The 26,435-nt window shown below is 69.8% G+C and carries 23 protein-coding genes, 1 pseudogene and 1 riboswitch; of the genes and pseudogenes, 11 read left to right on the plus strand and 13 right to left on the minus strand.

Going from position 1 to position 26,435, the window contains the following annotated elements; translation table 11 throughout:
- A riboswitch (cobalamin riboswitch) is annotated at nt 1–136 on the minus strand.
- Between the two features lie 63 nt (nt 137–199).
- The 5 genes from OG858_RS30740 to OG858_RS30765 all read right to left on the minus strand — a co-directional run bounded on the left by OG858_RS30740 (nt 200) and on the right by OG858_RS30765 (nt 5,262).
- Nucleotides 200–706 carry a GNAT family N-acetyltransferase gene (locus OG858_RS30740; protein ID WP_086749439.1) on the minus strand — a complete coding sequence of 169 codons (507 nt, stop codon included), beginning with the start codon at nt 704–706 and terminating at the stop codon, nt 200–202.
- Nucleotides 707–910: 204 nt separating this feature from the next.
- A complete protein-coding gene (locus OG858_RS30745) occupies nt 911–1,900 on the minus strand; it encodes a nucleoside hydrolase (RefSeq protein WP_086749438.1) in 990 nt (329 codons plus the stop codon).
- Between the two features lie 338 nt (nt 1,901–2,238).
- A complete protein-coding gene (gene mctP, locus OG858_RS30750) occupies nt 2,239–3,864 on the minus strand; it encodes a monocarboxylate uptake permease MctP (protein ID WP_086748161.1) in 1,626 nt (541 codons plus the stop codon).
- The gene (locus OG858_RS30755; protein ID WP_086748160.1) at nt 3,861–4,130 is read right to left on the minus strand and encodes a DUF3311 domain-containing protein; all 270 of its coding nucleotides are present in this window, start codon (nt 4,128–4,130) and stop codon (nt 3,861–3,863) included. Before OG858_RS30755 ends, mctP begins: the two co-directional genes overlap by 4 nt.
- Before the next feature lie 367 nt (nt 4,131–4,497).
- Nucleotides 4,498–5,262: a GntR family transcriptional regulator gene (locus tag OG858_RS30765; protein WP_037695123.1), complete on the minus strand. Its 765-nt coding sequence runs from the start codon at nt 5,260–5,262 to the stop codon at nt 4,498–4,500.
- A gap of 368 nt (nt 5,263–5,630) precedes the next feature.
- Between OG858_RS30765 and OG858_RS30770 the strand changes: the two genes are divergently transcribed.
- From OG858_RS30770 to OG858_RS30785, 4 genes are all read left to right on the plus strand, one after another.
- Nucleotides 5,631–6,911 carry an extracellular solute-binding protein gene (locus OG858_RS30770; RefSeq protein ID WP_319262850.1) on the plus strand — a complete coding sequence of 427 codons (1,281 nt, stop codon included), beginning with the start codon at nt 5,631–5,633 and terminating at the stop codon, nt 6,909–6,911.
- Between the two features lie 236 nt (nt 6,912–7,147).
- Complete coding sequence (locus OG858_RS30775; protein ID WP_319319012.1) at nt 7,148–8,140, plus strand: carbohydrate ABC transporter permease; 993 nt, start codon at nt 7,148–7,150, stop codon at nt 8,138–8,140.
- Nucleotides 8,137–9,000: a carbohydrate ABC transporter permease gene (locus tag OG858_RS30780; RefSeq protein WP_086748157.1), complete on the plus strand. Its 864-nt coding sequence runs from the start codon at nt 8,137–8,139 to the stop codon at nt 8,998–9,000. Before OG858_RS30775 ends, OG858_RS30780 begins: the two co-directional genes overlap by 4 nt.
- 9 nt (nt 9,001–9,009) lie before the next feature.
- Entirely contained in the window at nt 9,010–10,563 is a 1,554-nt protein-coding gene (locus OG858_RS30785) for a glycoside hydrolase family 3 protein (protein WP_327748395.1), read from the plus strand.
- A 180-nt stretch (nt 10,564–10,743) separates the two neighbouring features.
- On the opposite strand, the gene nagB is transcribed toward OG858_RS30785, so the two are convergent.
- Nucleotides 10,744–11,529: a glucosamine-6-phosphate deaminase gene (nagB, locus tag OG858_RS30790; RefSeq protein ID WP_319066558.1), complete on the minus strand. Its 786-nt coding sequence runs from the start codon at nt 11,527–11,529 to the stop codon at nt 10,744–10,746.
- 190 nt (nt 11,530–11,719) lie between these two features.
- Here nagB and OG858_RS30795 point away from each other — a divergent pair.
- Both OG858_RS30795 and OG858_RS30800 read left to right on the plus strand, forming a co-directional pair.
- Nucleotides 11,720–12,104 (plus strand): annotated as a pseudogene (locus OG858_RS30795) (TetR/AcrR family transcriptional regulator); the annotation flags it as partial.
- A gap of 517 nt (nt 12,105–12,621) precedes the next feature.
- Nucleotides 12,622–14,097, plus strand: coding sequence for a sensor histidine kinase (locus tag OG858_RS30800; protein WP_037695140.1), 1,476 nt, complete (start codon nt 12,622–12,624; stop codon nt 14,095–14,097).
- A gap of 293 nt (nt 14,098–14,390) precedes the next feature.
- Here OG858_RS30800 and OG858_RS30805 read toward each other — a convergent pair whose 3' ends face one another.
- Both OG858_RS30805 and OG858_RS30810 read right to left on the minus strand, forming a co-directional pair.
- On the minus strand, nt 14,391–14,648 hold the full coding sequence (locus OG858_RS30805) for a WhiB family transcriptional regulator (protein WP_003992873.1): 258 nt from the start codon (nt 14,646–14,648) through the stop codon (nt 14,391–14,393).
- Nucleotides 14,649–14,966: 318 nt separating this feature from the next.
- Nucleotides 14,967–15,938 carry a diacylglycerol/lipid kinase family protein gene (locus tag OG858_RS30810; protein WP_328544237.1) on the minus strand — a complete coding sequence of 324 codons (972 nt, stop codon included), beginning with the start codon at nt 15,936–15,938 and terminating at the stop codon, nt 14,967–14,969.
- 160 nt (nt 15,939–16,098) lie between these two features.
- Here OG858_RS30810 and OG858_RS30815 point away from each other — a divergent pair, with 160 nt between their 5' ends.
- A complete protein-coding gene (locus OG858_RS30815; protein ID WP_086748848.1) occupies nt 16,099–16,551 on the plus strand; it encodes a hypothetical protein in 453 nt (150 codons plus the stop codon).
- 108 nt (nt 16,552–16,659) lie between these two features.
- Here the strand turns inward: OG858_RS30815 and OG858_RS30820 are convergent, their stop codons facing one another.
- The 3 genes from OG858_RS30820 to OG858_RS30830 form a co-directional block, all read right to left on the minus strand.
- Nucleotides 16,660–17,826 (minus strand): SigB/SigF/SigG family RNA polymerase sigma factor, encoded by a 1,167-nt coding sequence (locus OG858_RS30820; protein ID WP_328544236.1) that lies wholly within the window; start codon nt 17,824–17,826, stop codon nt 16,660–16,662.
- Nucleotides 17,823–18,236 (minus strand): ATP-binding protein, encoded by a 414-nt coding sequence (locus tag OG858_RS30825; protein WP_037695150.1) that lies wholly within the window; start codon nt 18,234–18,236, stop codon nt 17,823–17,825. Before OG858_RS30825 ends, OG858_RS30820 begins: the two co-directional genes overlap by 4 nt.
- Before the next feature lie 335 nt (nt 18,237–18,571).
- On the minus strand, nt 18,572–18,832 hold the full coding sequence (locus tag OG858_RS30830; RefSeq protein ID WP_086750685.1) for a UBP-type zinc finger domain-containing protein: 261 nt from the start codon (nt 18,830–18,832) through the stop codon (nt 18,572–18,574).
- Between the two features lie 59 nt (nt 18,833–18,891).
- Here OG858_RS30830 and OG858_RS30835 point away from each other — a divergent pair, with 59 nt between their 5' ends.
- Entirely contained in the window at nt 18,892–20,487 is a 1,596-nt protein-coding gene (locus OG858_RS30835) for a Na+/H+ antiporter (protein ID WP_327744945.1), read from the plus strand.
- Between the two features lie 83 nt (nt 20,488–20,570).
- Here the strand turns inward: OG858_RS30835 and OG858_RS30840 are convergent, their stop codons facing one another.
- Entirely contained in the window at nt 20,571–21,584 is a 1,014-nt protein-coding gene (locus OG858_RS30840) for a 1-aminocyclopropane-1-carboxylate deaminase/D-cysteine desulfhydrase (RefSeq protein WP_319262835.1), read from the minus strand.
- A gap of 59 nt (nt 21,585–21,643) precedes the next feature.
- Nucleotides 21,644–22,234, minus strand: coding sequence for an N-acetylmuramoyl-L-alanine amidase (locus OG858_RS30845; protein WP_319262833.1), 591 nt, complete (start codon nt 22,232–22,234; stop codon nt 21,644–21,646).
- A gap of 295 nt (nt 22,235–22,529) precedes the next feature.
- On the opposite strand from OG858_RS30845, the gene OG858_RS30850 reads away from it, so the two are divergent.
- From OG858_RS30850 to OG858_RS30860, 3 genes are all read left to right on the plus strand, one after another.
- A complete protein-coding gene (locus tag OG858_RS30850) occupies nt 22,530–23,936 on the plus strand; it encodes a family 2B encapsulin nanocompartment shell protein (protein WP_086752522.1) in 1,407 nt (468 codons plus the stop codon).
- Nucleotides 23,937–24,443: 507 nt separating this feature from the next.
- Entirely contained in the window at nt 24,444–25,595 is a 1,152-nt protein-coding gene (locus OG858_RS30855; RefSeq protein ID WP_373420898.1) for a family 2 encapsulin nanocompartment cargo protein polyprenyl transferase, read from the plus strand.
- A gap of 315 nt (nt 25,596–25,910) precedes the next feature.
- Complete coding sequence (locus OG858_RS30860; RefSeq protein ID WP_086752186.1) at nt 25,911–26,267, plus strand: hypothetical protein; 357 nt, start codon at nt 25,911–25,913, stop codon at nt 26,265–26,267.
- Nucleotides 26,268–26,435 lie beyond the last annotated feature (168 nt).

Here is a 26,435-nt window from a genome sequence, read left to right on the forward strand (position 1 = left end):
CGGCCGGGCGCGCTGTCGGCAGGTGTTCGGACTGAACAGGCGTGCGCAAATAGGTATGTACGCACGCGAGTACACCGTTGCGGGACAGTTCCGGATTCGCACCGGATTCCCCTGCGGCGACAGCGAGCATGAGCATACATCTAGTGCCGGGTCGCGGTGGCACCCCCACATGTTGTGTCGCATTCGGCTTCGCAGGGTGTCAGAGAGTCAACTCATAGGTGATCAGCGAGATGTCGAGGACGTCGGGGAGGGGGTTCCAGTCGCGCTCCGGCGTGCGAGTGAAGCCCAGGCGTTCGTAGATCCGATGGGCCGCGCGCATGGTGCGCTGCGTCGACAGCACGACGCGTGCACAGCCCTCCACGGTCCGGGCGCGCTCCACACAGGCCCGTACGAGGGCCTCGCCGACACCCCGCCCGCGCGCTTCCGGGGCAACCGCGAGCATCCGTATCTCGGCCTCTCCCGCGGCGGCGATGTCCGCCATGGGGCCGCCCGCCGGGACGAAGGTCACACCGCCGAGCACCCGGCCGTCCGCCAGGGCCACGAGCACGTCGGCCTCGTCGGCCCGCTTCGCCACGTCCCGCAGCTCACCGAGGTACACATCGCTCTCCCCGAAGTCCAGCAGTCCGTCGCCGAGGTAGGCCTGCGCGGTGATCTCGCCGAGGGTGGCGTACTCGTCGGGGGCCACGTGCCTGATCGAGATGTCCATGCGTCGCAGTTTGCATCAGTGGCGACGTTGCGGGGCTGCGGCTTTCCACAGGGGCCGTCGCTTGTCGGATGATCCGATCTGCTCGTCCCTGGGCGATCCGAGCCGTTCGGATCCATGGGTGACTTGAGCTGTCGGTCCACGGACGAGTCGAGCCGTCGGTCCATGGGTGACTTGAGCCGTCGGTCCATGGACGATCGGACCGGGTCAGCCCACCGCAGGCCACCGCGGCAGCGTGGCCACGAAGTCCTCGGTGAAGTCACGGGTGCCCGGCCCCAGGGCGACGCGGCCGGTGGCGCGGAGGCGGGCGGTCAGGGCGGGGGACTCGGAGTAGTGGACGCGCCGGGCGGCGGCCGGCACGAACACGGTCTGGCCGCGTGTGAGTTCGCTCGCGCACTCCACGACGACGGCCCCCTCGGCGGCCTCGACGAACGCCTCGTCCCCGCAGACCCCCACGGCCAGCGGATCGTGCAGCGGACATGTGCCGTCTCCGCCGTGGCGGGTGTAGGCGTCCATGTAGGTGCGCATCAGCCGGGCGGCGAGGGCCGTGCCCGGGCCGGCGGCCTCCAGTGCGGCGAGGTCGGCGGGGCGGAACAGCCAGCGGTGCGAGGCATCCAGGTCGACCATGGTGAACGGGATGCCGGAGGAGAGCACGATCTCGGCGGCGTCCGGGTCGGCCCAGATGTTGAACTCGGCGACCGGGGTGAAGTTCCCCGGCACCTGGGCGGCGCCGCCCATGAACACGAACCTGCCGACGCGGTGGGCGAAGTCCGGGTCCTCCAGCAGGGCGATGGCCACGTTGGTGAGCGGGCCGGTCGCGCAGACCGTCAGCTCGCCTTCGTGCTTCCGGGAGAGCCTCAGGAGGGCCTGGGCGGACGACTCCGCGAGGTGGGGGGCCGTCGAGTCGGGGAGGGTTTCGTTGCCGAGGCCCGCCGGACCGTGGAAGGCGGATGCCTCGCGGTAGGGGAGGCGGGAGAGGGGGCGGCCCGCGCCTCGGTGTACGGGGACGTCGGCGTCGATGCGTAGGGCTCGGGCCAGGGCGCGGGCGTTGGTGTACGTCGCTTCTGCGGGGAGATTGCCGCCGACCGAGGTGTAGGCCTTGAGGTCCCACAGGCCGGTGCCGAGCAGGTACTGCAGGGCTACGGCGTCGTCTATACCGGGGTCGCTGTCGAGCACGATCGGGGTGCGGGCGGTCACGTGGTCAGCGTAACCGGAGGGGTTTCGCCCCCGCCGCCCCTACCCGTCCCATCCTCCAGGGGCTGTGCCCTTTCGAGCCCCCCTTGCGTCTGAGAGCTCGGGGGGGTTGCCGGTTCGTGGGCGGGTGCGGGTTGGGTGGGGTTGCTCGCGCAGTTCCCCGCGCCCCCTAAAAGACTCCGGGCGCGACCCATGTCTTTCAGTGGCGCGGGGAACTGCGCGAGCAATCACGACGGACCTGCGGGTGGGGGTCGAAGGGGCGCAGCCCCTGGGGGATGGGAATGGGTAGGGGCGGCGGGGGCGAAGAAACGGCCCCCGCCGCCCCCGAACCCAACAAGAACCTAGTGGCTCGACCCCGCGGTGGCCGGGGGCAGTTCCACCTTGACGCCCGCGTCGCCCGCGTCCGCCGTGTAGTCCTCCGGCTTGGTCTCGTCGATGCCTTCTGGGGCCTTGAACGCCCGCAGGACGAAGGTGAGGACTACCGTGACCACGACGTTGAGGACGAAGGCCGTCAGGCCGATGTAGCCGATCTCGCCTATGCCGGGGATCTCCGCGGAGGAGCCGCCGAAGTGCTTCTGCGTGGGGGAGGCCACGCCGTAAGCGGCGATCGTCCCGTACAGCATGCCGACGGCCCAGCCGGCGAGGAGGGCCCAGCGGTGGCACCAACGGGTGAAGAGGCCGCCGACGAGGGCCGGGAAGGTCTGGAGGATCCAGATGCCGCCCAGGAGCTGGAAGTTGATGGCGACCGTCTTGTCCATGGTGAGGACGAAGGCCAGCGCGCCCACCTTCACCAGCAGGGACACCAGCTTGGAGACCTTGGTCTCCTGCGCGGGCGTGGCGTCCGGCTTGATGAAGTCCTTGTAGATGTTGCGGGTGAAGAGGTTTGCCGCCGCGATGGACATGATCGCCGCGGGGACCAGGGCTCCGATGCCGATGGCCGCGAAGGCGACGCCCGCGAACCAGTCGGGGAACATCGTCTCGAACAGCTGTGGGATCGCCAGCTGGCCGTTCTGCACCTGGATCCCGGCCGCGATCGCCATGAAGCCCAGCAGGGCGAGCAGCCCCAGCATCAGCGAGTACAGCGGCAGGATCGTCGTGTTGCGGCGGATGACCTCGCGGCTCCTGGACGACAGCGTCGCCGTGATCGAGTGCGGGTACATGAAGAGCGCCAGCGCCGAGCCGAGGGCCAGAGTGGCGTACGTCCACTGGTTGGCGTCACCGGGGACGAGGGCGCCGCGCGGCTTGTCCGTCGCCGGGTTGGTCTGGCTGTACGCCTCGCCCGCCTTGGCGAAGATGTCGTCGAAGCCGCCGAGCTTGATCGGGATGTAGATGATCGCCACCGCGATGACGATGTAGATCAGGGTGTCCTTCACGAACGCGATCAGTGCGGGGGCACGGAGACCGGAGGAATAGGTGTAGGCCGCCAGGACACCGAACGCGATCAGCAGCGGCAGGTCCTTGATGAACCAGTTGGTGTTCTCGCCGCCGCCCACGCCCATCACGTCCAGCACGGCCTGGATACCGACGAGTTGGAGGGCGATGTAGGGCATCGTCGCCAGGATGCCGGTGAGGGCGACCGCCAGGGACAGGCCCTTCGAGCCGAATCGGCCGCGTACGAAGTCCGAGGTCGTCACGTAGCCGTGCTTGTGGGAGACCGACCACAGGCGGGGCAGGAACGTGAAGATCAGCGGGTAGACGAGGATCGTGTACGGCACGGCGAAGAAGCCGGCCGCGCCCGCCGCGTAGATCGCCGCGGGGACGGCGACGAAGGTGTACGCCGTGTAGAGGTCGCCGCCGAGCAGGAACCAGGTGACCCAGGTGCCGAACGACCGGCCGCCGAGCCCCCATTCGTCGAGGCTTTCGTTCTCGGCCTTGCGCCAGCGCGCGGCCAGGAAGCCCATGACCGTGACGGCCAGGAAGAAGAAGATGAAGACGGCGAGTGCCACGCCGTTCACGCCGTCCTTCACTTCGCGGCACCCCCGGCCCGGGTCTCGGACTTGCGGGAGCGCTGGTCGCGCTGCCACAGGACGTACGCGGTGGCCGTGAGCGCGGTGGAGATGAACACCCAGGCCATCTGGTACCAGTAGAAGAAGGGGATACCGATGAACGCCGGGTCCGTCTTGGCGTACGAACCGACCCAGAGCATCGCCACGAACGGTGCAATCAGGCACAGGGCGATGACCACCCTGACAGGTGTCACCACCGGCGGTCTCACTTCAGGCGCTTCTGACATGTCCCGGTTCCGTCCCCTCACTGATCGCCACTGGTCACCTGCGCAACGCGCAGGAAATGTAAGGGACGGGTTCCGTCGTATGGAACCCCCTGTCCGGATAACGGATGCGAAGGTTGTGTGTTCAGCGCCGGTGGAACCGCTGGTGGAGGTCTGCTTTCTGTCGATCCGTCCGCCTGCGCTCGAACTCCCGTCGGGACGGCACCGGTGCGTCGGGGGCATGGGCGCACAGATGTCCATGTGGCGGTCGTACGCCGACTCGCCGATCGGCTCGCGTACGTATCGGCACGCACCCAAGCCGGGCGTAGCAGTGGTGGGCGATCGCGTACGACCCGGCGTGGCCGCGGCCCTCACCCCGGCTCCAAGTGGCTCAGTCCTGCGGGCGCTTGAGCCTCGCCACGAACTTGTACCGGTCACCTCGGTACACCGACCGCACCCACTCCACCGGCTGCCCTTCCTGGTCCAGCGAGTGCCGGGAGAGCATCAGCATCGGCAGGCCCACGTCCGTGCCCAGCAGACCGGCCTCGCGCGGGGTGGCCAGTGAGGTCTCGATGGTCTCCTCGGCCTCGGCTAGACGGACGTCGTACACCTCGGCGAGCGCGGTGTAGAGGGAGGTGTACTTGACCAGTGACCTGCGCAGGGCCGGGAAGCGCTTGGCACTCAGATGGGTCGTCTCGATCGCCATCGGCTCGCCGTTCGCCATGCGGAGGCGCTCGATGCGCAGGACCCGGCCGCCGGCGGTGATGTCGAGCTGTCCCGCCAGGGTGTCGTCGGCGGTGATGTAGCCGATGTCCAGCAGCTGGGACGTGGGTTCGAGGCCCTGGGCGCGCATGTCCTCGGTGTACGAGGTGAGTTGCAGAGTCTGGGCGACCTTCGGTTTGGCGACGAACGTGCCCTTGCCCTGGATGCGCTCCAGCCGCCCCTCGACGACCAGCTCCTGCAGCGCCTGTCGCACGGTCGTGCGCGAGGTGTCGAACTCGGCGGCGAGGGTGCGCTCGGGAGGTACCGGCGTGCCGGGCGCCTGCGTCTCGGTCATGTCCAGCAGATGCTTCTTCAGGCGGTAGTACTTGGGCACGCGTGCGGTACGGACGGTCGCCCCGTTCTCGTTCTCCGCACTGCTGACGTCGGTGCTCATGCTCCGCCTTCCCGGCTCCTCGTGGCGTGATCCCTCTGTATACCTTCGCAGGCCCCGCTGGTCTAGTCCACGGAGAGGTCTCCGCTGGTCCACTCCGCGAGGGTGCAGTGGTCTACCTGAAGAGTGTGGCTCAAGCGGACGGTTTTCGCTGGCTTATTACATAAAGGTTCCTGCATATATAGGTCGCATAACAGCTGGTGAGAGGCGGTTCGAGCACCCTTGACAGAGCGAATGGTCTGAGCCAAGCTCCGGCGTACTGGTCTACACCATTGGTCCAGGTCCTGGCCCCATGGGCGGTACGTCTGTCACCGCGGGGAGCAGGGGGGTTTGTGGCATCCCTGAGCAATGGCATCCCTGAGGAGGGTGGCGTGAAGAGGAAGCTGACGATCGCGGTCTGTATCGCGGGCATGATGGTCTCCGTCGCGGCGTGCGGGGGCGGTGGGAGCAAGAGCTCGGACACCGGCTCGGACACCAAGGAACTGACGGTCTGGCTCACGGTGGACGCGCAGAACAACTGGCCGGAGCTGGTCAAGGCCGCCGACGCGGCGATCGAGAAGAAGCACCCCGGGATCACCATCAAGCACGAGTACTACGGCTGGCCCGACAAGAACGCCAAGCTCGACGCCGTCCTCGCCACCGACAAGGCCCCCGACGTGGTCGAGATGGGCAACACGGAGATGCTCGCCTACATGGTCAAGGGCGCCTTCGCTCCCGTCGACGCGGCGAAGTTCGACAACTCCGACGCCTGGCTGGACGGCCTCAAGGCCTCCGTCACCTACGAGGGCAAGACCTACGGCGTCCCGTACTACGCCGGTGGCCGCGTCGCCAACTGGCGCAAGGACGTCTTCGCCGCCGCGGGCGTCAAGTCCACGCCGAAGACGTACGACGAACTCACCGCCGCCCTCGACAAGGTCCAGAAGAAGCAGGGCGACAAGTTCAGTGCCTGGTACCAGCCCACCCGCGACTGGTACGCGGCCATGTCCTTCGTCTACGACGCCGGTGGCTCCATCGCCGTCGAGTCCGGCGGCAAGTGGAAGGCCAACCTCTCCTCGCCCGAGTCCCTCAAGGGGCTCGACGCGTTCAAGAACGTCGTCGACAAGTACATGCACGGCGACAAGACCAAGGACGAGTCCGACCGCTACATCGTCTACGGCCAGGGCAAGTCCGGCATGATCTTCGCCCCCGCCTGGGAGGGCGCGACCGCCGCGGCCAAGGAGAACGACAAGACCGGCAAGCTCGAAGGCAACGTCGAGAACTTCGTGATGCCCGGCCCGTCCGGCAAGAACCTCCCCGTCTTCCTCGGCGGCAGCGACCTCGCCGTCCCGGTGAAGTCCGACGCGCAGACCGTCGCCGCCGAGTGGATCAACGCCTTCACCGGCCCCTCCGGCCAGAAGGGTCTGATCGAGAAGGGCAACCTGCCCAACAACAAGACCGACCTCGCCACCCTGAAGGACGACCCGGCGACGGCGGTCCCGGCCACCGCGGCCGAGTCCAACTGGTTCGTCCCGATGGCTCCCGGCTGGGGCCAGGTCGAGAAGGCGCAGATCCTGCAGACGATGCTGCAGTCCATCGGCACCGGCAAGCAGTCGGTCGAGGAGGCCGCGAAGACGGCGGACGCCGAGATCGACAAGGTCATCAACAACGAGTGACGGTGACCCGCGGGTCGGGCCCCGGCCGAGGTGGCCGGGCCCGGCCGGGGGTGCCACGGCCCTCGGCCGGTGGGTGCCACAGGTCCGGTCGATGGGCGATTTACGAAAGTGCCGCGATGGGGCGTCGGGTCGGTGCCGGTGCGTCGTGGCTGGTCGCGCAGTTCCCCGCGCCCCTTACGGGGCGAGGCTGACGGGGCACTGATCGGCCCCTTCTTCCTTTGCTTTAGGAGCGCGCGATGAGTGCCGCAGACACGACTGCCCCTGCGAAGGTGCCGCCCGCGCGGCCGGCGCCACCGCCACCGTCGGCCGCCCCGGAACGGCCGGCCAGAAAGCGGACTCCCGGCGGATCCGCCGTCCCCTGGGCCCTTCTGGCCCCCTGCCTGCTGATTCTCGCCGTCGTCCTCGGCTATCCGCTGGTCCGCCTCGTCACCCTGTCCTTCCAGGAGTTCGGCCAGTCCCAGCTGTGGGGGTTCAAGCCCGCCGAGTCGGTCGGCTTCGACAACTTCTCCAAGGTGCTGGGGGACAGCGAGTTCTGGGCGGTCGTCGTCCGGACCATCGTCTTCGCCGCCGCCTCCGTCATCCTCACGATGGTCATCGGCATGGCGATCGCCCTGCTGCTCCAGCGGGTCTCCGGCTGGGTGAAGACGCTCATCAACATCGCGCTCGTGGCGAGTTGGGGCATGCCGATCATCGTGGCCACCACCGTCTTCAAGTGGCTCTTCGACTCCGACTACGGCATCTTCAACGCGCTCCTCAGCAAGCTCCCCGGCGTCGACATGATCGGCCACAACTGGTTCGCCAGCGGACCCGAGGGCCTGGCCGTCATCACGCTCCTCGTGGTGTGGGGCGCGGTGCCGTTCGTCGTCATCACCCTCAGCGCCGGACTCACCCAGGTCCCCAAGGAGTTGGAGGAGGCCGCCCGCCTGGACGGCGCCGGTGCGTGGGGCGTGTTCCGCTATGTCACCCTCCCCATCCTCAAGCCGATCATCGTGATGCTCACGACCCTCTCCGTCATCTGGGACATGGGCGTCTTCCCTCAGGTATTCGTGATGCGGGGCGGCCACCCGGAGGCCGAGTTCCAGTTGCTCACGACCTATTCGTACGACAAGGCGTTCGTCGTCAACGACTACGCGCAGGGCTCGGCGATCGCACTGCTGACCGTGCTGCTGCTGCTCGGCGTGATCGGCGTCTACATGCGCCAGATGCTGAAGATCGGAGAAGTCGAATGAGCGGCACGAGCACGATCGCCACCCGGGGAAGCCGCTCGGGGCGCCGGAAGCCGAAGCTCGGCTGGAACCTCCTCGGCCTGTTCGTCTTCGTCACCGCGGGCTTCCCCGTCTACTGGATGCTCAACACGGCGTTCAAGCCCGCCAAGGACGCGATCGACCCCGACCCCAGCCTGCTGCCGACGTCGATCACCTTCGCCAACTTCGGCCGGGCGCTGGACATCGCCGACTTCTGGGGCCCGGTCGGCCGCAGCCTCGTCGTCTCCCTCACGGTCGTCGTGATCGGCATCGTCGTCGGCATGCTGGCCGCCCTCGCCATCTCCCGCTTCGCCTTCCGCGGCCGGAAAGTCGTCATCGTCGGCATCCTGGCCGTGCAGATGGTCCCGCTGGTCGCGATGATCATCCCGGTCTTCCTGCTCCTGAACGACCTCGGCCAGTACGACCGCCTCACCGGCCTGATCATCACCTACCTGACCTTCATCCTCCCGTTCACCGTGTGGACCCTGCGCGGCTTCATCGTCAACATCCCGCGCGAACTGGAGGAGGCGGCCATGGTCGACGGCTGCTCCCGCACCACCGCCTTCCTCCGCGTGGTGTTCCCGCTGCTCGCGCCGGGCATGGTGGCGACCTCGGTCTACGGCTTCATCCAGGCGTGGAACGAGTACCTCTACGCCCTGATGCTGATGAGCCAGCAGAACCAGACCGCGACCGTCTGGCTCGGCAACTTCACCACCAAGCACGGCACCGAATACGCCCCGATGATGGCCGGCTCCACCATGATGGCCGTGCCGATCGTCGTCCTCTTCCTCCTCGTCCAGCGCAAGATGGCCGCGGGCCTCACCGCGGGCGCAGTGAAGGGATAACCGACCCTGATGTCACCGACGACATTCGCCACCGGCTCGCCCGGTTCTTCTTCAGGGCAGGACAGCCTCGCGCGGGACGCGCTGACGGTGCTGCAGCCCGGCTTCACGGGAACCACCGCCCCCGACTGGCTGCTGCGCCGCCTCGGCGAGGGCCTCGCCTCCGTCGGCCTCTTCGGCCGCAACATCACCTCGCCCGGACAGTTGGCCGCCCTCACCGCACAGTTGCGTGCCGAGCACGAGGACGTCCTGGTCGCGATCGACGAGGAGGGCGGCGACGTCACCCGCCTGGAGGTCCGCACCGGCTCCTCCTTCCCGGGCAACCACGCCCTGGGTGCGGTCGACGACGTGGACCTGACCAGGGAGGTCGCCCTCGCACTGGGCCGCCGCCTGGCGGAGTGCGGCGTGAACTTCAACTGGGCCCCGTCGGCCGACGTGAACGCCAACCCCGCCAACCCGGTCATCGGGGTCCGCTCCTTCGGTGCCGACCCCGACCTGGTCGCCCGCCACACGGCCGCCTATGTCACCGGCCTCCAGGCCGCGGGCGTGGCCGCCTGCACCAAGCACTTCCCGGGCCACGGTGACACCGCCGTCGACTCCCACCTCTCCCTGCCCCGCATCGACGCGGACCGCTCAGTCGTGGCCTCCCGGGACCTGGCCCCCTTCCGTGCCGCCATCGCCGCCGGTTCGCGCGCCATGATGAGCGCCCACATCCTGGTCCCGGCCCTGGACCCCGGCCTTCCGGCAACGCTGTCCCACGGCATCCTCACGGACCTCCTCCGCGGTGAACTCGGCTACGACGGCCTCATCGTCACCGACGGCATGGAGATGCAGGCCATCGCCGGCACCTATGGCATCGAACACGGCAGCGTCCTCGCCCTCGCCGCCGGCGCGGACGCCATCTGCGTCGGGGGCGGCCTCGCCGACGACGAGACCGTCCGCCGCCTCCGCGACGCCCTCGTCGCCGCCGTCCGCGACGGCGACCTGGCGGAGGAACGCCTGGCGGACGCGGCGAACCGGGTCCGGGCGCTGGCGAAGTGGACGAGGTCGGCGCAGGAGGGAGCGGGAGACGGTGACGGGACGGAGCGCGAAGCCATCGGGGAGACCGGCGGCACCGGTGGGAACGTCGGTCTCCTGGCAGCCCGCCGCGCCCTCACGACGACCTGTGCGAAGCCCCACGAGCCGCCCACCCAGCCTCTCTACGTCGCGGCCTTCACCCCGGTGGCGAACATCGCCGTGGGTGACGAGACCCCCTGGGGTGTCGGCGCGGAACTGGCCCGCCTCCTCCCGGGCACCGAGACGGGCACCTTCGCCGGCGACAGCGCCGGAGCCTCCGCCCTGGCGGTCGCCGGCACCCGCCGCATAGTCGCCGTCGTCCGCGACGAACACCGCCACCCCTGGATGACCACCGCCCTCGACACCCTCCTCACCACCCGCCCCGACACGATCGTCGTGGAGATGGGCGTCCCCCAGTCCCCACCCCGGGGTCCCCTCCACATCGCGACCCACGGCGCGGCGAGGGTCTGCGGAAGAGCGGCGGCGGAGGTCATCGCCGGGGTGCGATAGGGGCCCAGGGCGAAACGAGGACCGGGGCGGCCAAGGGCCGGGGGCGGCAAGGCTCTGTGAAGCCGCCGGTAATGCTGGGTCCGGCAGCCGCCCCTGCCCGAAGACAACCGGCAGTTCCACACAAGTAGGCGCCACAGCCCTTCTCACCGGGCCGTGGCGCCTACACGCGCCTCAGCCGCCCTAGATTCCCTGCCAGTCAGGCTTGTTGCTGTACGTGTGCCGGAAGTAGTCCGCCAGCTTCAGCTTCGACGCGGCGCCCTCGTCCACCACGACGGTCGCGTGGCGGTGGAGCTGCAACGCCGAGGCGGGACACACCGCTGCCACCGGTCCTTCCACGGTCGCCGCGACGGCGTCCGCCTTGCCCTCGCCCGTGGCGAGCAGCACCAGGTGCCGCGCCTCCAGGATCGTGCCGATGCCCTGGGTGATGACGTGGTGCGGCACCTGCTCGATGGCGCCGTCGAAGAACCGCGCGTTGTCGATCCGGGTCTGCTCGGTGAGCGTCTTGATCCGCGTCCGGGAGGCGAGCGAAGAGCATGGCTCGTTGAACCCGATGTGCCCGTCGGTCCCTATGCCGAGCAGTTGCAGATCCACACCGCCCGCCTCGGCCAGCGCCCTGTCGTACGCCTCGCACGCCCCCACCACGTCCTCGGCGGTCCCGTCGGGCCCCATGAAGGCGTCCAGGCCCAGCCCCAACGGCTCCAGCACCTCCCGCCGCAGCACCGAGCGGTACGACTCGGGATGCTCGGCCGGCAGCCCCACGTACTCGTCGAGCTGGGCCACCCGCGCCCGCGAGGCGTCAACGGCGCCGGACCGCACCTTCTCCGCGAGCGCCATGTAGATGGGCAGCGGGGTCGACCCCGTGGCCACCCCGAGCAGCGCCTCGGGCTTGCGCCGGAGCAGCTCCGCCATCGCCTCGGCTATGAGCCGGCCACCCGCCTTGGCATCCGGAACGATGACAACTTCCACGCTGTGCCTGCCGATCTGGAAAGTGAGGACTCAAGAAGACTCGACCGGCGCTTGCGGGGTCAAGCACTCCCATGTGGTGTAGACCAATCTAGCAGGGGTGGCTCCTGCCCCGCAGGGGTCGACCGGCCGAGGGCCGTTCAGTGCAGGCTCAGCAGCGAGCCCGCGCCGCGCGGCGGTCCTCGCCCACCCCCGGTACGCCGCCTTCGGCGACCTGGCTCTCGCCGCGGGATCCACCGCTCGCGCGCCGTCGCGCACGCTGCGGGAGGCCGCCGCCGTGTACACGGACCCGGGTCACCCGCACGGCCGTCTCTTCGTCCTCGCGGCCGTCGGCTGCTCGGCCCCGGAGGTGGCCGAGTGCCTGCGGGAACGGCGCAACGCCGCCATCGCGGCCTTCGAGAGCCGGACAAGGGCGGGTGTCGCGGCCGGTGAGCTGCCCGCCGACACGGACGCCACCGCCCTGGCCCGCCATGCCGACGCGGACCCAGGGCATGTCCCAGCAGGCCCGTGACGGTGCGACCGGGCAGGAGCCGGAGGCTGTCGCCGCACTCGCCATGGCGATCCGGCCCCGAGCCTGACGCTCCGCGGGACCGGCCGCGGGACCGCTCGCCGGGTCGGCCGCGGGGCCGGCCGCGGCATTCCGGCCCGCCCCCGGGCCGAAGCGGGCTACTCTGCGTGTGAGCCGTCGGCGGATGTCGGACAATGGAACAACAACAAACATCCGCCAACGCATGGACACACGCAGTGGTCTAGTCAACAATGCGTGGTAGGGCATTTGATCGATCAGCGGTTGGCCGCCGACGATCGCACGCGAACAAAGAACAAGCCTCCGCCTTCCCCGCACAGGAAGGCGGACCGAGGACCCGGCGCTCTCTGCCCTGACTGCTCCGGATCCTCACCTTCGGCCGACCGGGACCGCACACCCCACGGCCGATGTTGCTCCGGGCTGCGGTGCCGGGAGGGCTGAGGGTCCCTCTCAGGCGCCGCGGCCCGCGGGTGTCTCCGGAGCCGTGCGGCAGCCGGCACCAGAGCCCGTACCGGCCACTCCCACCACTGTTTCCGGTCATGTCCGTACCGCCAGGTACGCTCGCACACGTGCCCTCCATGAACGAACTCGTCCGCCAGCATACCGCTCTCAGCGACTCCGACCTGGAGTGGTTGCACCTGCTGGTGTCGGAGTGGCAGCTGCTGTCCGACCTCTCCTTCGCCGACCTGGTTCTCTGGGTCCCCACGCGCGACGGCACCCGCTATGTCTCCGTGGCCCAGATGCGCCCCAACACCGGCCCCACCTCGTACCAGGACGACATGGTCGGCCACCTGGTCCCGCGCGGCCGCCGCCCCCTCCTGGACGCCGCCCACGACGAGGGCCGCATCGTCCGCGAGGGTGACCCCGAGTGGCGTGAGGAGGTGCCCGTACGGGTCGAGTCGATCCCCGTGCGCAGGGAGGGGCGCGTGCTCGGCGTCATCGCGCGCAACACCAATCTGCTGACCGTGCGGACCCCGAGCCGGCTGGAGCTGACGTACCTCCAGAGCGCGTCCGACCTGGCCCAGATGATCGCCGCGGGCGCGTTCCCGTTTCCCGACCAGCAGGTCGACATGGACGCCTCGCCGCGCGTCGGCGACGGCCTCATCAGGCTCGACGCCGACGGCATCGTCCAGTACGCCTCGCCGAACGCCCTCTCCGCGTACCACCGCCTCGGCCTCGCCGCCGACCTCGTCGGCTGCCATCTCGGCCGTACGACCGCCGAACTCGCGCCCTCCCGGGGTCCGGTGGACGAGGCGCTGGCCAAGGTGGCGAGCGGGTGGGCGCCGCGCGAGTTCGAGATCGAGTCCGTCGAGGGGGTGATCCAGTTCCGCGCGATCCCCCTCAAGCCCAAGGGCTCGCGCATCGGTTCGCTGGTGCTGCTGCGGGACGTGACGGAACTGCGGCGCCGCGAGCGTGAGTTGATCACCAAGGACGCGACCATCCGGGAGATCCACCACCGGGTGAAGAACAACCTGCAGACCGTCGCCGCGCTACTGCGCCTCCAGGCCCGGCGCATCGAGTCCGAGCGCGGCCGCGAGGCCCTCGAAGAAGCCGTGCGACGGGTCGGGTCGATCGCGATCGTGCATGAGACGCTGTCCCAGAACCTGGACGAGCGGGTGGAGTTCGACGAGATCGCCGACCGGGTGCTCGCCATGGTCGCCGAGATCTCACCGGGCAAGGTCGTCGGCCGGCGCACCGGACGCTTCGGCATCCTGGACGCGGAGGTCGCCACCCCGCTCTCGATGGTCCTCACCGAGATCCTGCAGAACGCGCTCGAACACGGTTTCCGTGAAGGCGACTCCGGCACCGTGGAGGTCTCGGCCGTGCGCGGCGGCACCACCAAGGAGACCCGCCTCCTCGTCACCGTCCAGGATGACGGCGTCGGCCTCCCCGACGGTTTCGACCCGCACCGCTCGGGCAATCTCGGGTTGCAGATCGTACGGACGCTGGTGGAGGGGGAGTTGGGCGGCACCTTCGACATGGTCCCGGCTCCGGAGCGGGGCACGCAGGTGATCCTGGACATCCCGGTGCGGGCCCAGAAGTAGCGGGGCGTACGACGGCCGAAGTCGTCGTGGCCACCATGGCTGTCCTGCGGAAAGCCGTGGCCGCCATGGCTGTCCTGCGGAGAGTCGTGGCCGCCATAGCTGTCCTGCGGAGAGTCGTGGCCGCCATAGCTGTCCTACGGAAAAAAGCACCGAGCCCCGGACCATCATGTGGTCCGGGGCTCGGGCTCGTGGCTTGTTAAGCGCATCGGGGGCACTGCGCGCTGCGGCTCGGGGGCGGGAGAAGCGCACTCGCTGTGCGCGCCGCCAAGCTCAGGCTATTGCTGGGTGGGATGTCAGGCGGATGCCTGACGGGCCCGGTTGCGGGCGGCGCGGCGCTTCATGGCGCGGCGCTCGTCCTCGCTGAGACCACCCCAGACGCCGGAGTCCTGGCCGGACTCAAGCGCCCACTGCAGACACTGCTCGATAACCGGGCAGCGACGGCAGACAGCCTTGGCTTCCTCGATCTGCAGCAGCGCAGGACCGGTGTTGCCGATGGGGAAGAAGAGCTCGGGGTCTTCCTCGCGGCAAACGGCGTTGTGACGCCAGTCCATGGCTGCTACCTCTCCTTGGTATTACATGCACGTTGCTTGTGAATGTGAACGCTTTCACGAATCCCTCAACAAGTGAAGGGCCGATCACCAGACGGACTGGTGTGGTCCTGTGGATTGAGGAGGGGTTCTGGCGCTCTCTTGAGCCGGTGTTGCGGGCTGTCCCGAGCGCCACGTAGAGACTCGCAAACCTCAGCGGCGGATACAACCCCTACCGGAAAGTTTTTTTTGATTCCTCGGTGTCGACTGTGTCACAGCCGTACTTCCATGGGGTGGACCCTGGTCTAAACGTTCGAGTGGAAGGACTTTTGCCCGTTCCGCTCACACAATCACACGCAGTGCACGGCGTACGCCTGTGAACGTCACGCTCGTACGCAGTCCGAGGTGGTCGCCGTCCATCTGAAGGGGGAGGGGGGCCTTCGAATGCAAGGTGAAGTCGGTCAGATCGTGCAGGGTGGTGGCGTGCTTGCCACGGGGTCCGCGCTCGGGGGACGAAGTGAGCAACTGTGTGCCATATCGGGCGAGCGCGGGCGTCGACATGCGGCTGAGGCCGAGCACGTCGAGGCCTTTATCGAACGAGGCCTTAGGCGACGCGTACACCGGGCGATTACCCAGAAACGTCCACGGGGACGTGTTGCAGACTATGGACAGCACAAGATCGGAAATCGGGTCCTGGCCGGCCTGTTCCAAAGTGATCGTGCCGAGTCTGCGGTGGGGCTCTTCCAGAAACTGCCGGAATGCCTGACGCAGGTAAAGAGCGTGTGTGGATTTCCGTCCGCGTTCCCGCTGTTGCTCGACCCGGCCGATCACACCCGCGTCGAATCCGAGGCCTGCACAGAACGTGAACCAGCGGGACGGCACCGCCTCGTCCTCCGTGCCCGGGGTGCCCGAGGCCACGCCCAGGCCGACCGTCCGCTCCCGGCGCTCGCGCAGGGCGTCGAGCAGGACGCCGGTCGCCTCCACGGCGTCGTTGGGCAGACCCAGGGCGCGTGCGAAGACGTTGGTGGAGCCACCGGGGACCACGGCGAGGCGGGGGAGGCGGTCGGGGTCGGGGCCGTGGTGCAGCAGGCCGTTGACGACCTCGTTGACCGTGCCGTCTCCGCCGAGCGCGACGACCAGTTCGATGCTGTCCTTGCCCTCCGCGGCCTGCCGGGCGAGGTCCCGGGCGTGACCCCGGTACTCGGTGGTGACCGCCTCGAGCTTCATCTCGCTCGCGAGGGCGTGGATCAGCACATCGCGCGTACGTGCGCTTGTGGTGGTAGCCGCTGGATTGACCACGAGAAGTGCACGCATGGGTTGCAGGGTACCTACTGGGTGGTACCCGGCCCATACCGAGGTGCGGATCAAGGGGGAGATCGGGTAGTGACGAAGAGCACGTGGGGGCGGGCGAAAGCCAACATGTGCCCGGCGCCGGGTCGGATCGGGCGAGAGGGGCGAGGGCTACCCTTCAGGCGTGAGCCCTGAGCAGACCCCCACCCCGGACACCTCCGACGCCGAGTCCCGCCCCGGGCGGCTGACCGCAGCGGCCGCGCTGGCCGCACTGGAGGGGGTGGCCCTGCTGGTGGGCGGAGGGGCCATGCTCGTCCTGGGCCTCACCGGTGACTCGGGCGACCTGAGCACCGGCGTCACCGGGGGGATCACGCTCCTCGCGCTGGCCCTGCTGCCACTGATCGCGGCGCGTGGGCTGCTGCTGCGGCGGAGCTGGAGCCGGGGGCCCGCCGTCATCACCCAGATCATGGCGCTGCCGGTGGCCTACAACCTGTTGCGCGCCGACAGCGTGGCGATCCCGGCGGGCATCGTGCTGGCCGTGATCGCGGTCGCCGCGCTGGTCCTGCTGATCAATCCGGCTACGACCCAGGCCCTCGGAATCCAGGGGCCGGGCCGGGCGGAGGAGACGAAGCGGTAGCGCTCCGCCGGAATGCGCCGGGAAGCCGTGGACCGTCGGTGCCCGGTCGCGCTCGCGGGGCGGAGCCCTGTGGCGACACGGCACCGCGCCCCTGACGGGGCGCGGACGCTACTCCTCCACCAGCAGCTTCTCCCGAAGCTGTGCCAACGTCCTCGCCAGCAGCCGTGAGACGTGCATCTGGGAGATGCCGACCTCCTGGGCGATCTGCGACTGGGTCATGTTGCCGAAGAAGCGCAGAAGCAGGATCCGCTTCTCACGGGGCGGGAGGTCCTCCAGCAGCGGCTTGAGGGATTCCCGGTACTCGACGCCCTCCAACGCCTCGTCCTCGGCGCCGAGGGTGTCCGCGACGGCCGGTGACTCGTCGTCGGTGTCGGGGACGTCCAGGGACAGCGTGGAGTACGCGTTGGCCGACTCCAGGCCCTCCAGGACCTCCTCCTCCGAGATGGCCAGCTTCTCGGCCAGCTCGTGCACCGTCGGGGACCGGCCGTGCTGCTGGGACAGCTCGGCCGTGGCCGTGGTCAGCGCGAGACGCAGCTCCTGAAGCCGGCGCGGCACCCGCACCGCCCAGCCCTTGTCCCGGAAGTGCCGCTTGATCTCGCCGACGACCGTCGGGGTCGCGTACGTGGAGAACTCCACGCCGCGGTCCGGGTCGAAGCGGTCCACCGACTTGATCAGACCGATGGTGGCGACCTGCGTCAGGTCGTCCAGCGGCTCACCGCGGTTGCGGAACCGGCGCGCGAGGTGCTCCACGAGCGGCAGATGCATCCGGACCAGCCGGTTGCGCAGCTCCGCGTACTCCGCACTGCCGTCCGGCAGGGCGCGCAGCTCTACGAACAGGGCTCGCGCCCCGCTGCGGTCCTGAGGGTTGTGCTGTGTGCTTCGCACGGTCTGCGCGTTCTGCGCGCCCGCCTCGTCGTGTCGCTCGTGCTCGCTCATAGTCCCGCCCGCCGTCACCGTTCCCTCAGCTCTCGACTGTGCTAGAGCGGGGGAGGCCCCAGTCCGCCCTCGTGAGGACGTGGTGCTCCGGAGGGCACCCTCCGGATCCCGTTGCCCGTCGGAGGACGCCTCGGGCTCCTCGCCGTCGGCCGGCTCGGTCCACCGAGACGCTCCGGCCGCCGCCGAGGACTCGTCCTCCGGGTGCGGCCGGGCCTGCTCGGGGATGCCGTCGACGCTGTCCGCCAGATGCGCCGGCCCGCTCGGACCACCGTCGTCCTCCGCGGGAAGTTCCCGTGTGCCGCGTTCTTCGTCCCGCACCGGCCCGTCCCCGTTCCTCACGCCGGCCCGGGTCCCGCGCCGCGCTGTTTGTAGAGGCTGATCGAAACGGTTTTGTCGTCGGCCACCGCGGAGGAGACCTTGCCCGCCAGGGCCGACAGCACGGTCCAGGCGAAGGTGTCGCGTGCGGGGGCGTGGCCGTCCGTGGTGGGGGCCGAGACGGTGACCTCCAGTGAATCGTCGACCAGTCGGAAGACACAGCTGAGCACCGAGCCGGGCACGGCCTGCTGAAGCAGGATCGCGCAGGCCTCGTCGACCGCGATGCGCAGGTCCTCGATCTCGTCGAGGGTGAAGTCCAAACGGGCCGCGAGGCCGGCCGTCGCCGTACGCAGCACCGACAGGTAGGCACCCGCGGCCGGCAGCCGGACTTCCACGAAGTCCTGGGTCCCGGGCTCGCCTGCGATCTGGGACACCCTCACCTCCAAGGTGGTACAAGCTTTTTCGGGGGCCGAGGGTCGCCCCCCGGGGTAACGCGCTACGTGGTTCAGCGGTGACGCTATCGCGCCACCGAGCGCCGTGTCCTCGGGGTCCTGGGGACCCCACCCCGTGCTGTCACTCATAGTAAGCCTATGAATACGCTCGGTGGCTAGAGGTTTGCGGGCCTCAAATAGGAAGAGCGCGCGCCGGATTGACGTACCCAGGCGTCGGACTGCCGAACCGTGTCACACGAGTACGTCGACGTGCCACGGGGTGACATGGTTCCGTCGTGCGCGTTCCGGCTCCGGTCGTCATACGCGGACATGGTCCGTCAAACGAGTACATGGTCCTCGAAGCACCAGCGCCAGGTCTCGCCCGCCTCGAACGTACGCATGATGGGATGGCCGCTCTCCTTGTGGTGCTCGGTCGCGTGCCGCATCGGTGAGGAGTCGCAGCAGCCCACGTGCCCGCACTCCAGGCACATCCGCAACTGCACCGGGTGACTTCCGGCGGCCAGGCACTCCGGACAGGTCTCGGTCAGGGGATCGGGCTCGGGGTGCGGCAGCGCGTCCGTGTGCGTGCACTGTTTCATGATTGCCAGGTTACGACGGGTGCGCGGGACCTCGCGCGGAAACGAAGGCGGCGGAAGCGATGCACTTCTTGCCCTTGCTGTTGCTGGTCGCCGGGAGTGCGACGGTCGCCGGTGCCGCCCGGCGTACGCCGGTGCCCGCTCCGCTGCTGCTGGTCGCGGCGGGGCTCGCGGTGTCGTATCTGCCCGGAGTGCCGCACTACGAACTCGACCCCGAGATCGTTCTGCCGCTGATCCTGCCCCCGCTGCTGTACACGGCCGCCGGCGACAGCTCGTACCTCGACCTGCGGGCCCAACTCCGGCCCGTGGCGCTGCTGTCGGTCGGGTATGTCCTCTTCGCGACCCTCGCGGTCGGCTGGGCCGCCTACCTGATCGTGCCGGGCATGCCGCTGACCGCCGCGCTGGTGCTCGGCGCGGTCGTGGCACCACCGGACGCGGTCGCGGCGACGGCGGTCGCCCGGCGGGTGGGGCTGCCGTCGAGGGTCACCACGATTCTGCAGGGCGAGTCCCTGGTGAACGACGCGACCGCGATCACCGCCTACCGGGTGGCCCTCGCGGCCACCATCGGCGAGGGCGCGAGCTGGACCGGCGGGATCGTGGAGTTCCTGGTGGCGGCGGTCGGCGGCGTCGCGGTGGGGCTGCTGCTGATGATGCCGATGCACTGGCTGCGCACACACCTGAAGGAGGCGCTGCTCAAGAACACCCTCTCCCTGCTGATCCCGTTCGTCGCCTACGGGCTCGCCGAGTGGGTGCACGCCTCCGGGGTGCTCGCCGTGGTCGTCGTCGGCCTCTACCTCGGCTACCGGAACTGGCAGGTCGACTTCGCCACCCGCCTCCAGGAGGAGGCCGTCTGGAAGATGGTCGCCTTCCTGCTGGAATCCGCCGTGTTCGCCCTCATCGGCCTCCAGCTCCCGGTCGTCCTCGAAGGGCTGGGCGAGTACGAGGGGGTCCGCGCCTCCTGGTACGCCGTGGCCGTCTTCCTCGTCGTGGTCGCATCCCGGTTCGTGTGGGTGTATCCGGCGACCTTCCTGCCGCGGATGCTGTCGCAGCGCATCCGGGAACGGGAGGACAACCCCACCTGGAAGGCGCCGTTCGTCATCGCCTGGGCCGGCATGCGGGGCGTCGTCTCGCTGGCCATCGCCTTCTCGATCCCGCTCACGGTGAACGGCGGGGACGACTTCCCCGAGCGGAACCTGATCCTCTTCCTGACCTTCACGACCGTCATCGGGACGCTCGTCATCCAGGGGCTGACCCTGCCGCCGCTCATCCGGGTCCTGAAGCTGCCGGGACGCGACCAGCAGGCCGAGACCCTCGCCGAGGCCAACGCCCAGGCCCAGGCGTCCCGCGCCGCCGAGGCCCGCCTCGACGAACTCCTCGCGAACGAGCACAACGAACTGCCGCCACCCCTCGTCGACCGCCTCCGTTCGGTCCTGGAACGGCGCCGCAACGCCGTCTGGGAGCGGCTCGGCGCGGTGAACCCGGTGACCGGGGAGAGCGTCGACGACACCTACAGCCGCCTCTCCCGGGAGATGATCGGCTCCGAGCGCCACGTCTTCGTGAAGCTGCGGGACGGGCGGTACATCGACGACGAGATGCTGCGCACGCTGCTGCGGCGACTGGACCTGGAGGAGGCGGCGGTCTACCGGGAGGCGTCCTAGCGCCGCGGCACCAGGCGGTTTCTGACGGCTCTTGAAGCCGTTGGTGAGCGGTTACGGACGAGTCCGGTGAGGCAGTCAGTGCCTCACGAGTCACCCCGCGCGGCGCCGGTCGGCCGGATGATCTCCGACCGGGAGCCAGCAGAAGCGCCCTGGGCGGACCTGGGGCCGTCCTGGGGCGCGTGTTCCCCGAAGGGACGTCCGGTGATCACCGCGGCGACCGTCGTCCCGCGCGGGAAGGCGCCCTCCGCCGCCAGGGCGACAAGTCCGTGCAGCAATTTGGCGACATAGAGACGCTCCACGGGGAGGGAGTGGCGGGTCTCGAAGTCGGTGGCGAAGGCGTCCAGTTCGGGGGTGGTGCGCGCGTAGCCACCGAAGTGGAATCGGTCGTCGAGACTCCAGTCGCCGCGCGGGCCGCCGAAAGCCCGGTCCTGCAGCTGTCGTATCTCCTCTTCGAGGAAGCCCCCTTTGAGAACCGGAACCCCGAGGGCGCGCTGGTCGGGGGCCAGGCCGGCGGCCAGACCGGCGAGGGTGCCGCCGGTGCCGCAGGCGACGGCCACGACGTCGGCCCGGTCGCGCAGTTCCGCACCGAGGTCCTGGCAACCGCGGACGGCGAGGGGGTTGCTGCCGCCCTCCGGGACCACGTACGCGTCCTCGGCGTCGGCGGCGCGGAGGACGTCGGCCAGGGTGGCCGGGTCGGACTTGTGGCGATACGTCGATCTGTCGATGAAACGCAGCCGCATGCCGTCCGCCGCGCAGCGCGCCAGGGACGGGTTGAGGGGGCGGTCGGCCAGTTCCTGACCGCGGACCACGCCGATGGTGGGCAGGCCCAGGAGCCGGCCCGCGGCGGCGGTGGCGCGGAGGTGGTTCGAGTAGGCGCCGCCGAAGGTGAGCAGCGGGCGGCCGGCCGCGGCTTGCAGGTTGGGGGCCAGCTTGCGCCACTTGTTGCCGACGAGCTGCGGATGGATCAGGTCGTCCCGCTTGAGGAGCAGCCGGACGCCATGGCGCGCGAAGCGCTCGTCCGTGACCTCCTGGAGGGGGGAGGGCAGCCGCGGGCTCAGGCCGGTGGCGGGGTCGGGGGCGGAGGGCTGGCCGGTCACGTGCCCATTGTCGGACAAGTGACCGGTGGGTGTCGGGTTCGCCCCCGCGATCGTGACCGCTACGCCAGACGGTCCTTGACGCGTTTTCTCATGGCGGCCATGGTGAAGCCCCGCGGGTCGACCTTGCCGGGCTGCCATTCGAGGTGGCCGATGACGGACCGCTGGTTCCAGCCGTGGTGGCGGCAGACGGCGGCGGAGACCCGTTCGATGGCGTCGAGCTGGGCCTCCGGCCAGGGGTCCTGGCCGTCGCCGAGGTTCTCGCACTCGAAGCCGTAGAAGTGGCGGTTGCCGTCGGTGTTGGCCTCGTTGTCCTTCGGGAGCGCCCTTTCGGCGATCACGGCCCGCAGGACGTCGTCGTCGCCGAGGCCGGCGTGGTTGGCGCGGCCGTAGCCGACGAGGTGGACGCGGCCGTCCTTGGTGATGACGCCGTGGCACAGCGGGCCGGGCAGGCCCGAATACCCGTCACGGCAGATGCGCACCGTGCGTTCGCTGCCCGAGGTGACGGTGTGGTGGATCATCACACCGTGGACGGGGCCCCAGGGGCCCACGTGATTGCGGTTGTGATGCTCCCAGTCGCCGACCTCGACGACCCGGACGCCCTCGTTCTTGAGGACGGTGAGAAACCTGCCCGCGGACATGGGTGGGGCCATGGCCGACTCCTTCGTGCTGTGCGACGGCCGCTGGTCGTGGCCGCCTCGTACGCAGGCTTGTACCCCCGCCTCGGGGCGCAAGCGAGTTGACGGTGGGGCGTGCGGGCGTATCCGGTCAGATTCGTGAGGGGCTCGGACAGGGGCGCGAGTGGTCGACAAAGCCGACGGATATGCCCAGTCTTCTAAGATCCATTCCCGCTCTTTCGGGTAATAGCACCGGCACGCTCCGTGATGGGAGGGTGGGTCGCGAGATCGGTGACCGCGATATCAGTGCACACCCGGAGGGGAAATCCGTATGTCGGTAGGCGAAGAGGTTCGCTCGCAGCAGGAAAAGCCGCAGCAGAGTCTCGGCACGGCAGCTGCCCGGAACCTGGCCACCACCACGAAGTCCACCCCTCAGATGCAGGAGATCAGCTCGCGCTGGCTGCTGCGCACCCTGCCCTGGGTGAACGTGCAGGGTGGTACGTACCGGGTGAACAGGCGGCTCACCTACGCGGTCGGCGACGGCCGCGTCACCTTTGTGAAGACCGGTGACCGGGTCGCCGTCATCCCCGCGGAGCTCGGCGAACTGCCGGCCCTGCGGACGTACGAGGACCTCGACGTGCTGGGCGAGCTGGCCCAGCGGTGCGAACAGCGGGAGTTCGCGCCCGGTGCCGTGCTGGCCGAATTCGGCAGCCAGGCGGAGGAGGTGTTCCTGCTCGCCCACGGCAAGGTCGAGAAGATCGGCACCGGACCCTACGGCGACGACGCTGTCCTCGGCGTGCTGGCGGACGGGGCCTACTTCGGTGAGCAGTCCCTGCTCGACCCCGAGGCGATCTGGGAGTACACGGCCCGTGCGGTCACCGCCTGCACGGTGCTCGTCCTGCCGCGCCAGGCCGTCGAGCAGCTCGCGGAGCGCGCCGAGACCCTGAGCGAGCACCTTCAGGAGCTGCGCGCGATCCCGTCGCAGCGCACCAACAAGTACGGCGAGAAGGAGATCGACCTCGCCGCCGGCCACAGCGGTGAGCCGGACATCCCGCACACCTTCGTCGACTACGAGGCCGCGCCGCGCGAGTACGAACTCAGCGTCGCCCAGACCGTACTGCGCATCCACACACGCGTGGCCGACCTCTACAACCAGCCGATGAACCAGACCGAGCAGCAGATCCGGCTCACGGTCGAAGCGTTGAAGGAGCGCCAGGAGCACGAGCTCGTCAACAACCGCGAGTTCGGTCTCCTGCACAACTGCGAGTACGACCAGCGGCTCCAGCCGCACGACGGTGTGCCCAGCCCGGACGACCTGGACGAACTGCTCTGCCGCCGCCGGGGCACCAAGCTGCTGCTCGCTCACCCGCGCGCGATCTCCGCGTTCGGCCGCGAGCTGAACAAGCGCGGGCTCGTCCCGGAGACGATCGACATCGCCGGGAACCGCATCCCCACCTGGCGCGGTGTGCCGATCTACCCGTGCAACAAGATCCCGGTGACCGAGGCCAGGACCACCTCGATCATCGCCATGCGTACCGGCGAGGACGACCAGGGCGTCATCGGTCTGCGTGCCGCAAGCATCCCGGACGAGATCGAACCCAGCCTGTCCGTGCGCTTCATGGGCATCAACGAGCAGGCGATCATCAAGTACCTCGTGACGGCCTACTACTCGGCCGCGGTCCTGGTCCCCGACGCGCTCGGCGTTCTGGAGAACGTCGAGATCGGCCGCTGGCGGTGACCTTGTCCGACCGGACGTCGGGTCCCCGCCCGTCAGGGCGGGGACACGACGGGAGCACGCGCCCATCGGCAGCGGAACCGCCACCGTTGCCGTCACCGTCCGCCGACTCTCCGAGGCGATCCCATGGGTGAGTTCATGACGGAGACGAAGCGGGGCCCCGACGAGACCCTGGTCGGCGGCGCTCCGCAGGGCGAGATCCCGGAAAGGCGGAGCCCCGTCAGGATTCCTCCGGAGCGGACGGGGCCAGTGGGGCCGACGCAGGCCGTGGAGGCGGTGGACCCCTCGGAGGTGGTGGCCCCGGCGGGAGCCGCGGTTGAGCCGGGAACCCGGGATGCGACGGGGGGTGTGACACCGCCGGCGATCGTGGATCCGATGCGGGCCTTGGAGCCGGAGGAGCCCCTGGGCCGGAGAGGAGCGTTGGAGCTGAACGGGTCCCTGACACCGGTGGGGGGCTCGGAGCCGGACAGGCACCTGGGGTCGGCGGGAGCCGTGGATCGGAGGACAGCCCTGGATCCGACGGGGGGCGGGGGCCGGCACCGGCTCGGAGCTCTGGATCCGAAGGGAGCCGGTGAGTCGGCGACGCCGGTGCCGCCCCCAGGTGATCGAGGGCCGGCCGGGCGGCTGGGCGGGGCGAGTGCCTTCGACGGGCAGGAGGCGGCCGGGATCCTGGAGCGGGCCCGGGTGTCCGTCGACCCCGAACTGCGCCGGGCCGTCCAGTCGTTGCCCGGCTCGATGCGCCGGGTCGCGCGCTACCACTTCGGCTGGGAGGACGCGCACGGCGTCCCGGCCGCGGGGAACGCGGGCAAGGCGATACGTCCGGCCCTGGTCCTGGCCGCCGTCGCCGCGCTCGGCGGGCGCGAGTCCGCCGCCGTACGGGCCGCCGCCGCGGTGGAGCTGGTGCACAACTTCACCCTGTTGCACGACGACGTGATGGACCGGGACGCCACCCGCAGGCACCGGGCCACCGCGTGGACCGTGTTCGGTGTCCCCGACGCGATCCTCGCCGGGGACGCGATGCAGGCCCTTGCTCAGCAACTGCTCGCCGAGGACCCGCATCCGGCGTCGGCCGCGGCCTCCGCACGGCTCGCGTCCTGCGTCGTCGAACTGTGCGCGGGCCAGCACACGGACACCGAGATGGAGGGACGCCGGCCCGAGGAGGTCACCCTCGACGAGGTGCTCGCCATGGCCGAGGCGAAGACGGGCGCACTGCTCGGCTGCGCCTGTGCGATGGGGGCTTTGTACGCGGGCGCCGGTGAGGAGGACGTCGAGGCGCTGGACGCGTTCGGGCGTGAGGCCGGGCTCGCCTTCCAGCTCATCGACGACGTGATCGGCATCTGGGGGGACCCCAGCCGCACCGGCAAGCCGGCGGGGGCGGATCTCATGGTCCGCAAGAAGTCCCTCCCGGTGGTCGCCGCGCTCGCCTCCGGCACCCCGGAGGCGGCCGAACTCGCCGAGCTTTACGGACTCCCGTACGAGGAGGGAGATCTGGAACGCACGGCACTCGTGGTGGAGCGGGCGGGCGGTCGCGACTGGGCGCAGATCCAGGCGGCCGACCGTATGTCCCGAGCCATGCACGAACTGTCCCGTGCGGTCCCGGACCCGGAGTCGGCCGGCGGACTTCTCGCGCTGGCCGAGTTCGTGACGCGCCGCAGCAGCTGAGGTGGGGCCGAGCGTCGGTCGATGCTCCGGAGGTGGTGTGGCGTGCCGGCCTGACCCTGCGCGGTACCGGTGCCTTCGGACTGCCGGCGGGTCCCGCACATCCCCACGGTGTGCGGGGCCCGCCGGCTTTTTCGCCCTCGCCGTCCCTACCCGCTCCCCTCACCCAGGTGCTGTGTCCCTTCGACCCCCCTGGCGCCCAATAGCTCGGGGACGACTGCGATCGGGCGGGTGCGGATCGTGTGTGGTCGCTCGCGCAGTTCCGCTCGTTCGGTACGGCGGGGAGCGCTCCGACCCCGTCGGCCATACCCTGAGGGCATGGGCATCGACGAGCATGTCTGCCCGGTCTGCGGACAGCCTGTGGCCACGGTCGTACGGCGGCACAAGACGCTGGGCGCGTGGGTACCCGTATGGAGTCCGGGTCCGTGCAGGAATCACGAGTGTGCGGCGTACGTCGACGAGGCCGTCGTGGCCGCGGAGACCGCCGCGGAGAAGCCCCGGGCAGTGGCCCGGCGGACGCACGGGAGCCACGGCGCGCATGGTGGTGACGGAGCGCACGGTGGTCCTGACACGGGCGTGGGCGAGGCCGATACACGGGTCGGGGCCACGCCTGCGACGACGGAGGCCACTGAGACGCCTGAGACCCCTGAAGTGAGGACCGAGGAGAAGGCCTGACCGGCCCCGCCGGGGAGGTCGGCCTGCGGCCCGGGCCATGGTTCCGCGGCTCCGGAGAAGAACTCGGCGAATTTGTCGCGCGGGTGTGTCGAGAAGTGCGGGGTGGCTCCGACGTCTCCTGTGAGAGCTGCCCGCCGCGGGTGGTTCGAACCGAGGAAGGCGAAGGAG

It is taken from the genome of Streptomyces europaeiscabiei, assembly GCF_036346855.1.
Taxonomy (GTDB): domain Bacteria; phylum Actinomycetota; class Actinomycetes; order Streptomycetales; family Streptomycetaceae; genus Streptomyces; species Streptomyces europaeiscabiei.

Excerpts from the sequence above, each read along its gene's own strand:
- OG858_RS30740 (WP_086749439.1), bottom strand. The coding sequence starts at position 706 with ATGGACATCTCGATCAGGCACGTGGCCCCCGACGAGTACGCCACCCTC.
- OG858_RS30755 (WP_086748160.1), bottom strand. The coding sequence starts at position 4,130 with ATGTCAGAAGCGCCTGAAGTGAGACCGCCGGTGGTGACACCTGTCAGG.
- OG858_RS30765 (WP_037695123.1), bottom strand. The coding sequence starts at position 5,262 with ATGAGCACCGACGTCAGCAGTGCGGAGAACGAGAACGGGGCGACCGTC.
- OG858_RS30775 (WP_319319012.1), top strand. The coding sequence starts at position 7,148 with ATGAGTGCCGCAGACACGACTGCCCCTGCGAAGGTGCCGCCCGCGCGG.
- OG858_RS30780 (WP_086748157.1), top strand. The coding sequence starts at position 8,137 with ATGAGCGGCACGAGCACGATCGCCACCCGGGGAAGCCGCTCGGGGCGC.
- OG858_RS30785 (WP_327748395.1), top strand. The coding sequence starts at position 9,010 with ATGTCACCGACGACATTCGCCACCGGCTCGCCCGGTTCTTCTTCAGGG.
- OG858_RS30805 (WP_003992873.1), bottom strand. The coding sequence starts at position 14,648 with ATGGACTGGCGTCACAACGCCGTTTGCCGCGAGGAAGACCCCGAGCTC.
- OG858_RS30810 (WP_328544237.1), bottom strand. The coding sequence starts at position 15,938 with ATGCGTGCACTTCTCGTGGTCAATCCAGCGGCTACCACCACAAGCGCA.
- OG858_RS30830 (WP_086750685.1), bottom strand. The coding sequence starts at position 18,832 with ATGAAACAGTGCACGCACACGGACGCGCTGCCGCACCCCGAGCCCGAT.
- OG858_RS30835 (WP_327744945.1), top strand. The coding sequence starts at position 18,892 with ATGCACTTCTTGCCCTTGCTGTTGCTGGTCGCCGGGAGTGCGACGGTC.
- OG858_RS30845 (WP_319262833.1), bottom strand. The coding sequence starts at position 22,234 with ATGGCCCCACCCATGTCCGCGGGCAGGTTTCTCACCGTCCTCAAGAAC.
- OG858_RS30850 (WP_086752522.1), top strand. The coding sequence starts at position 22,530 with ATGTCGGTAGGCGAAGAGGTTCGCTCGCAGCAGGAAAAGCCGCAGCAG.
- OG858_RS30860 (WP_086752186.1), top strand. The coding sequence starts at position 25,911 with ATGGGCATCGACGAGCATGTCTGCCCGGTCTGCGGACAGCCTGTGGCC.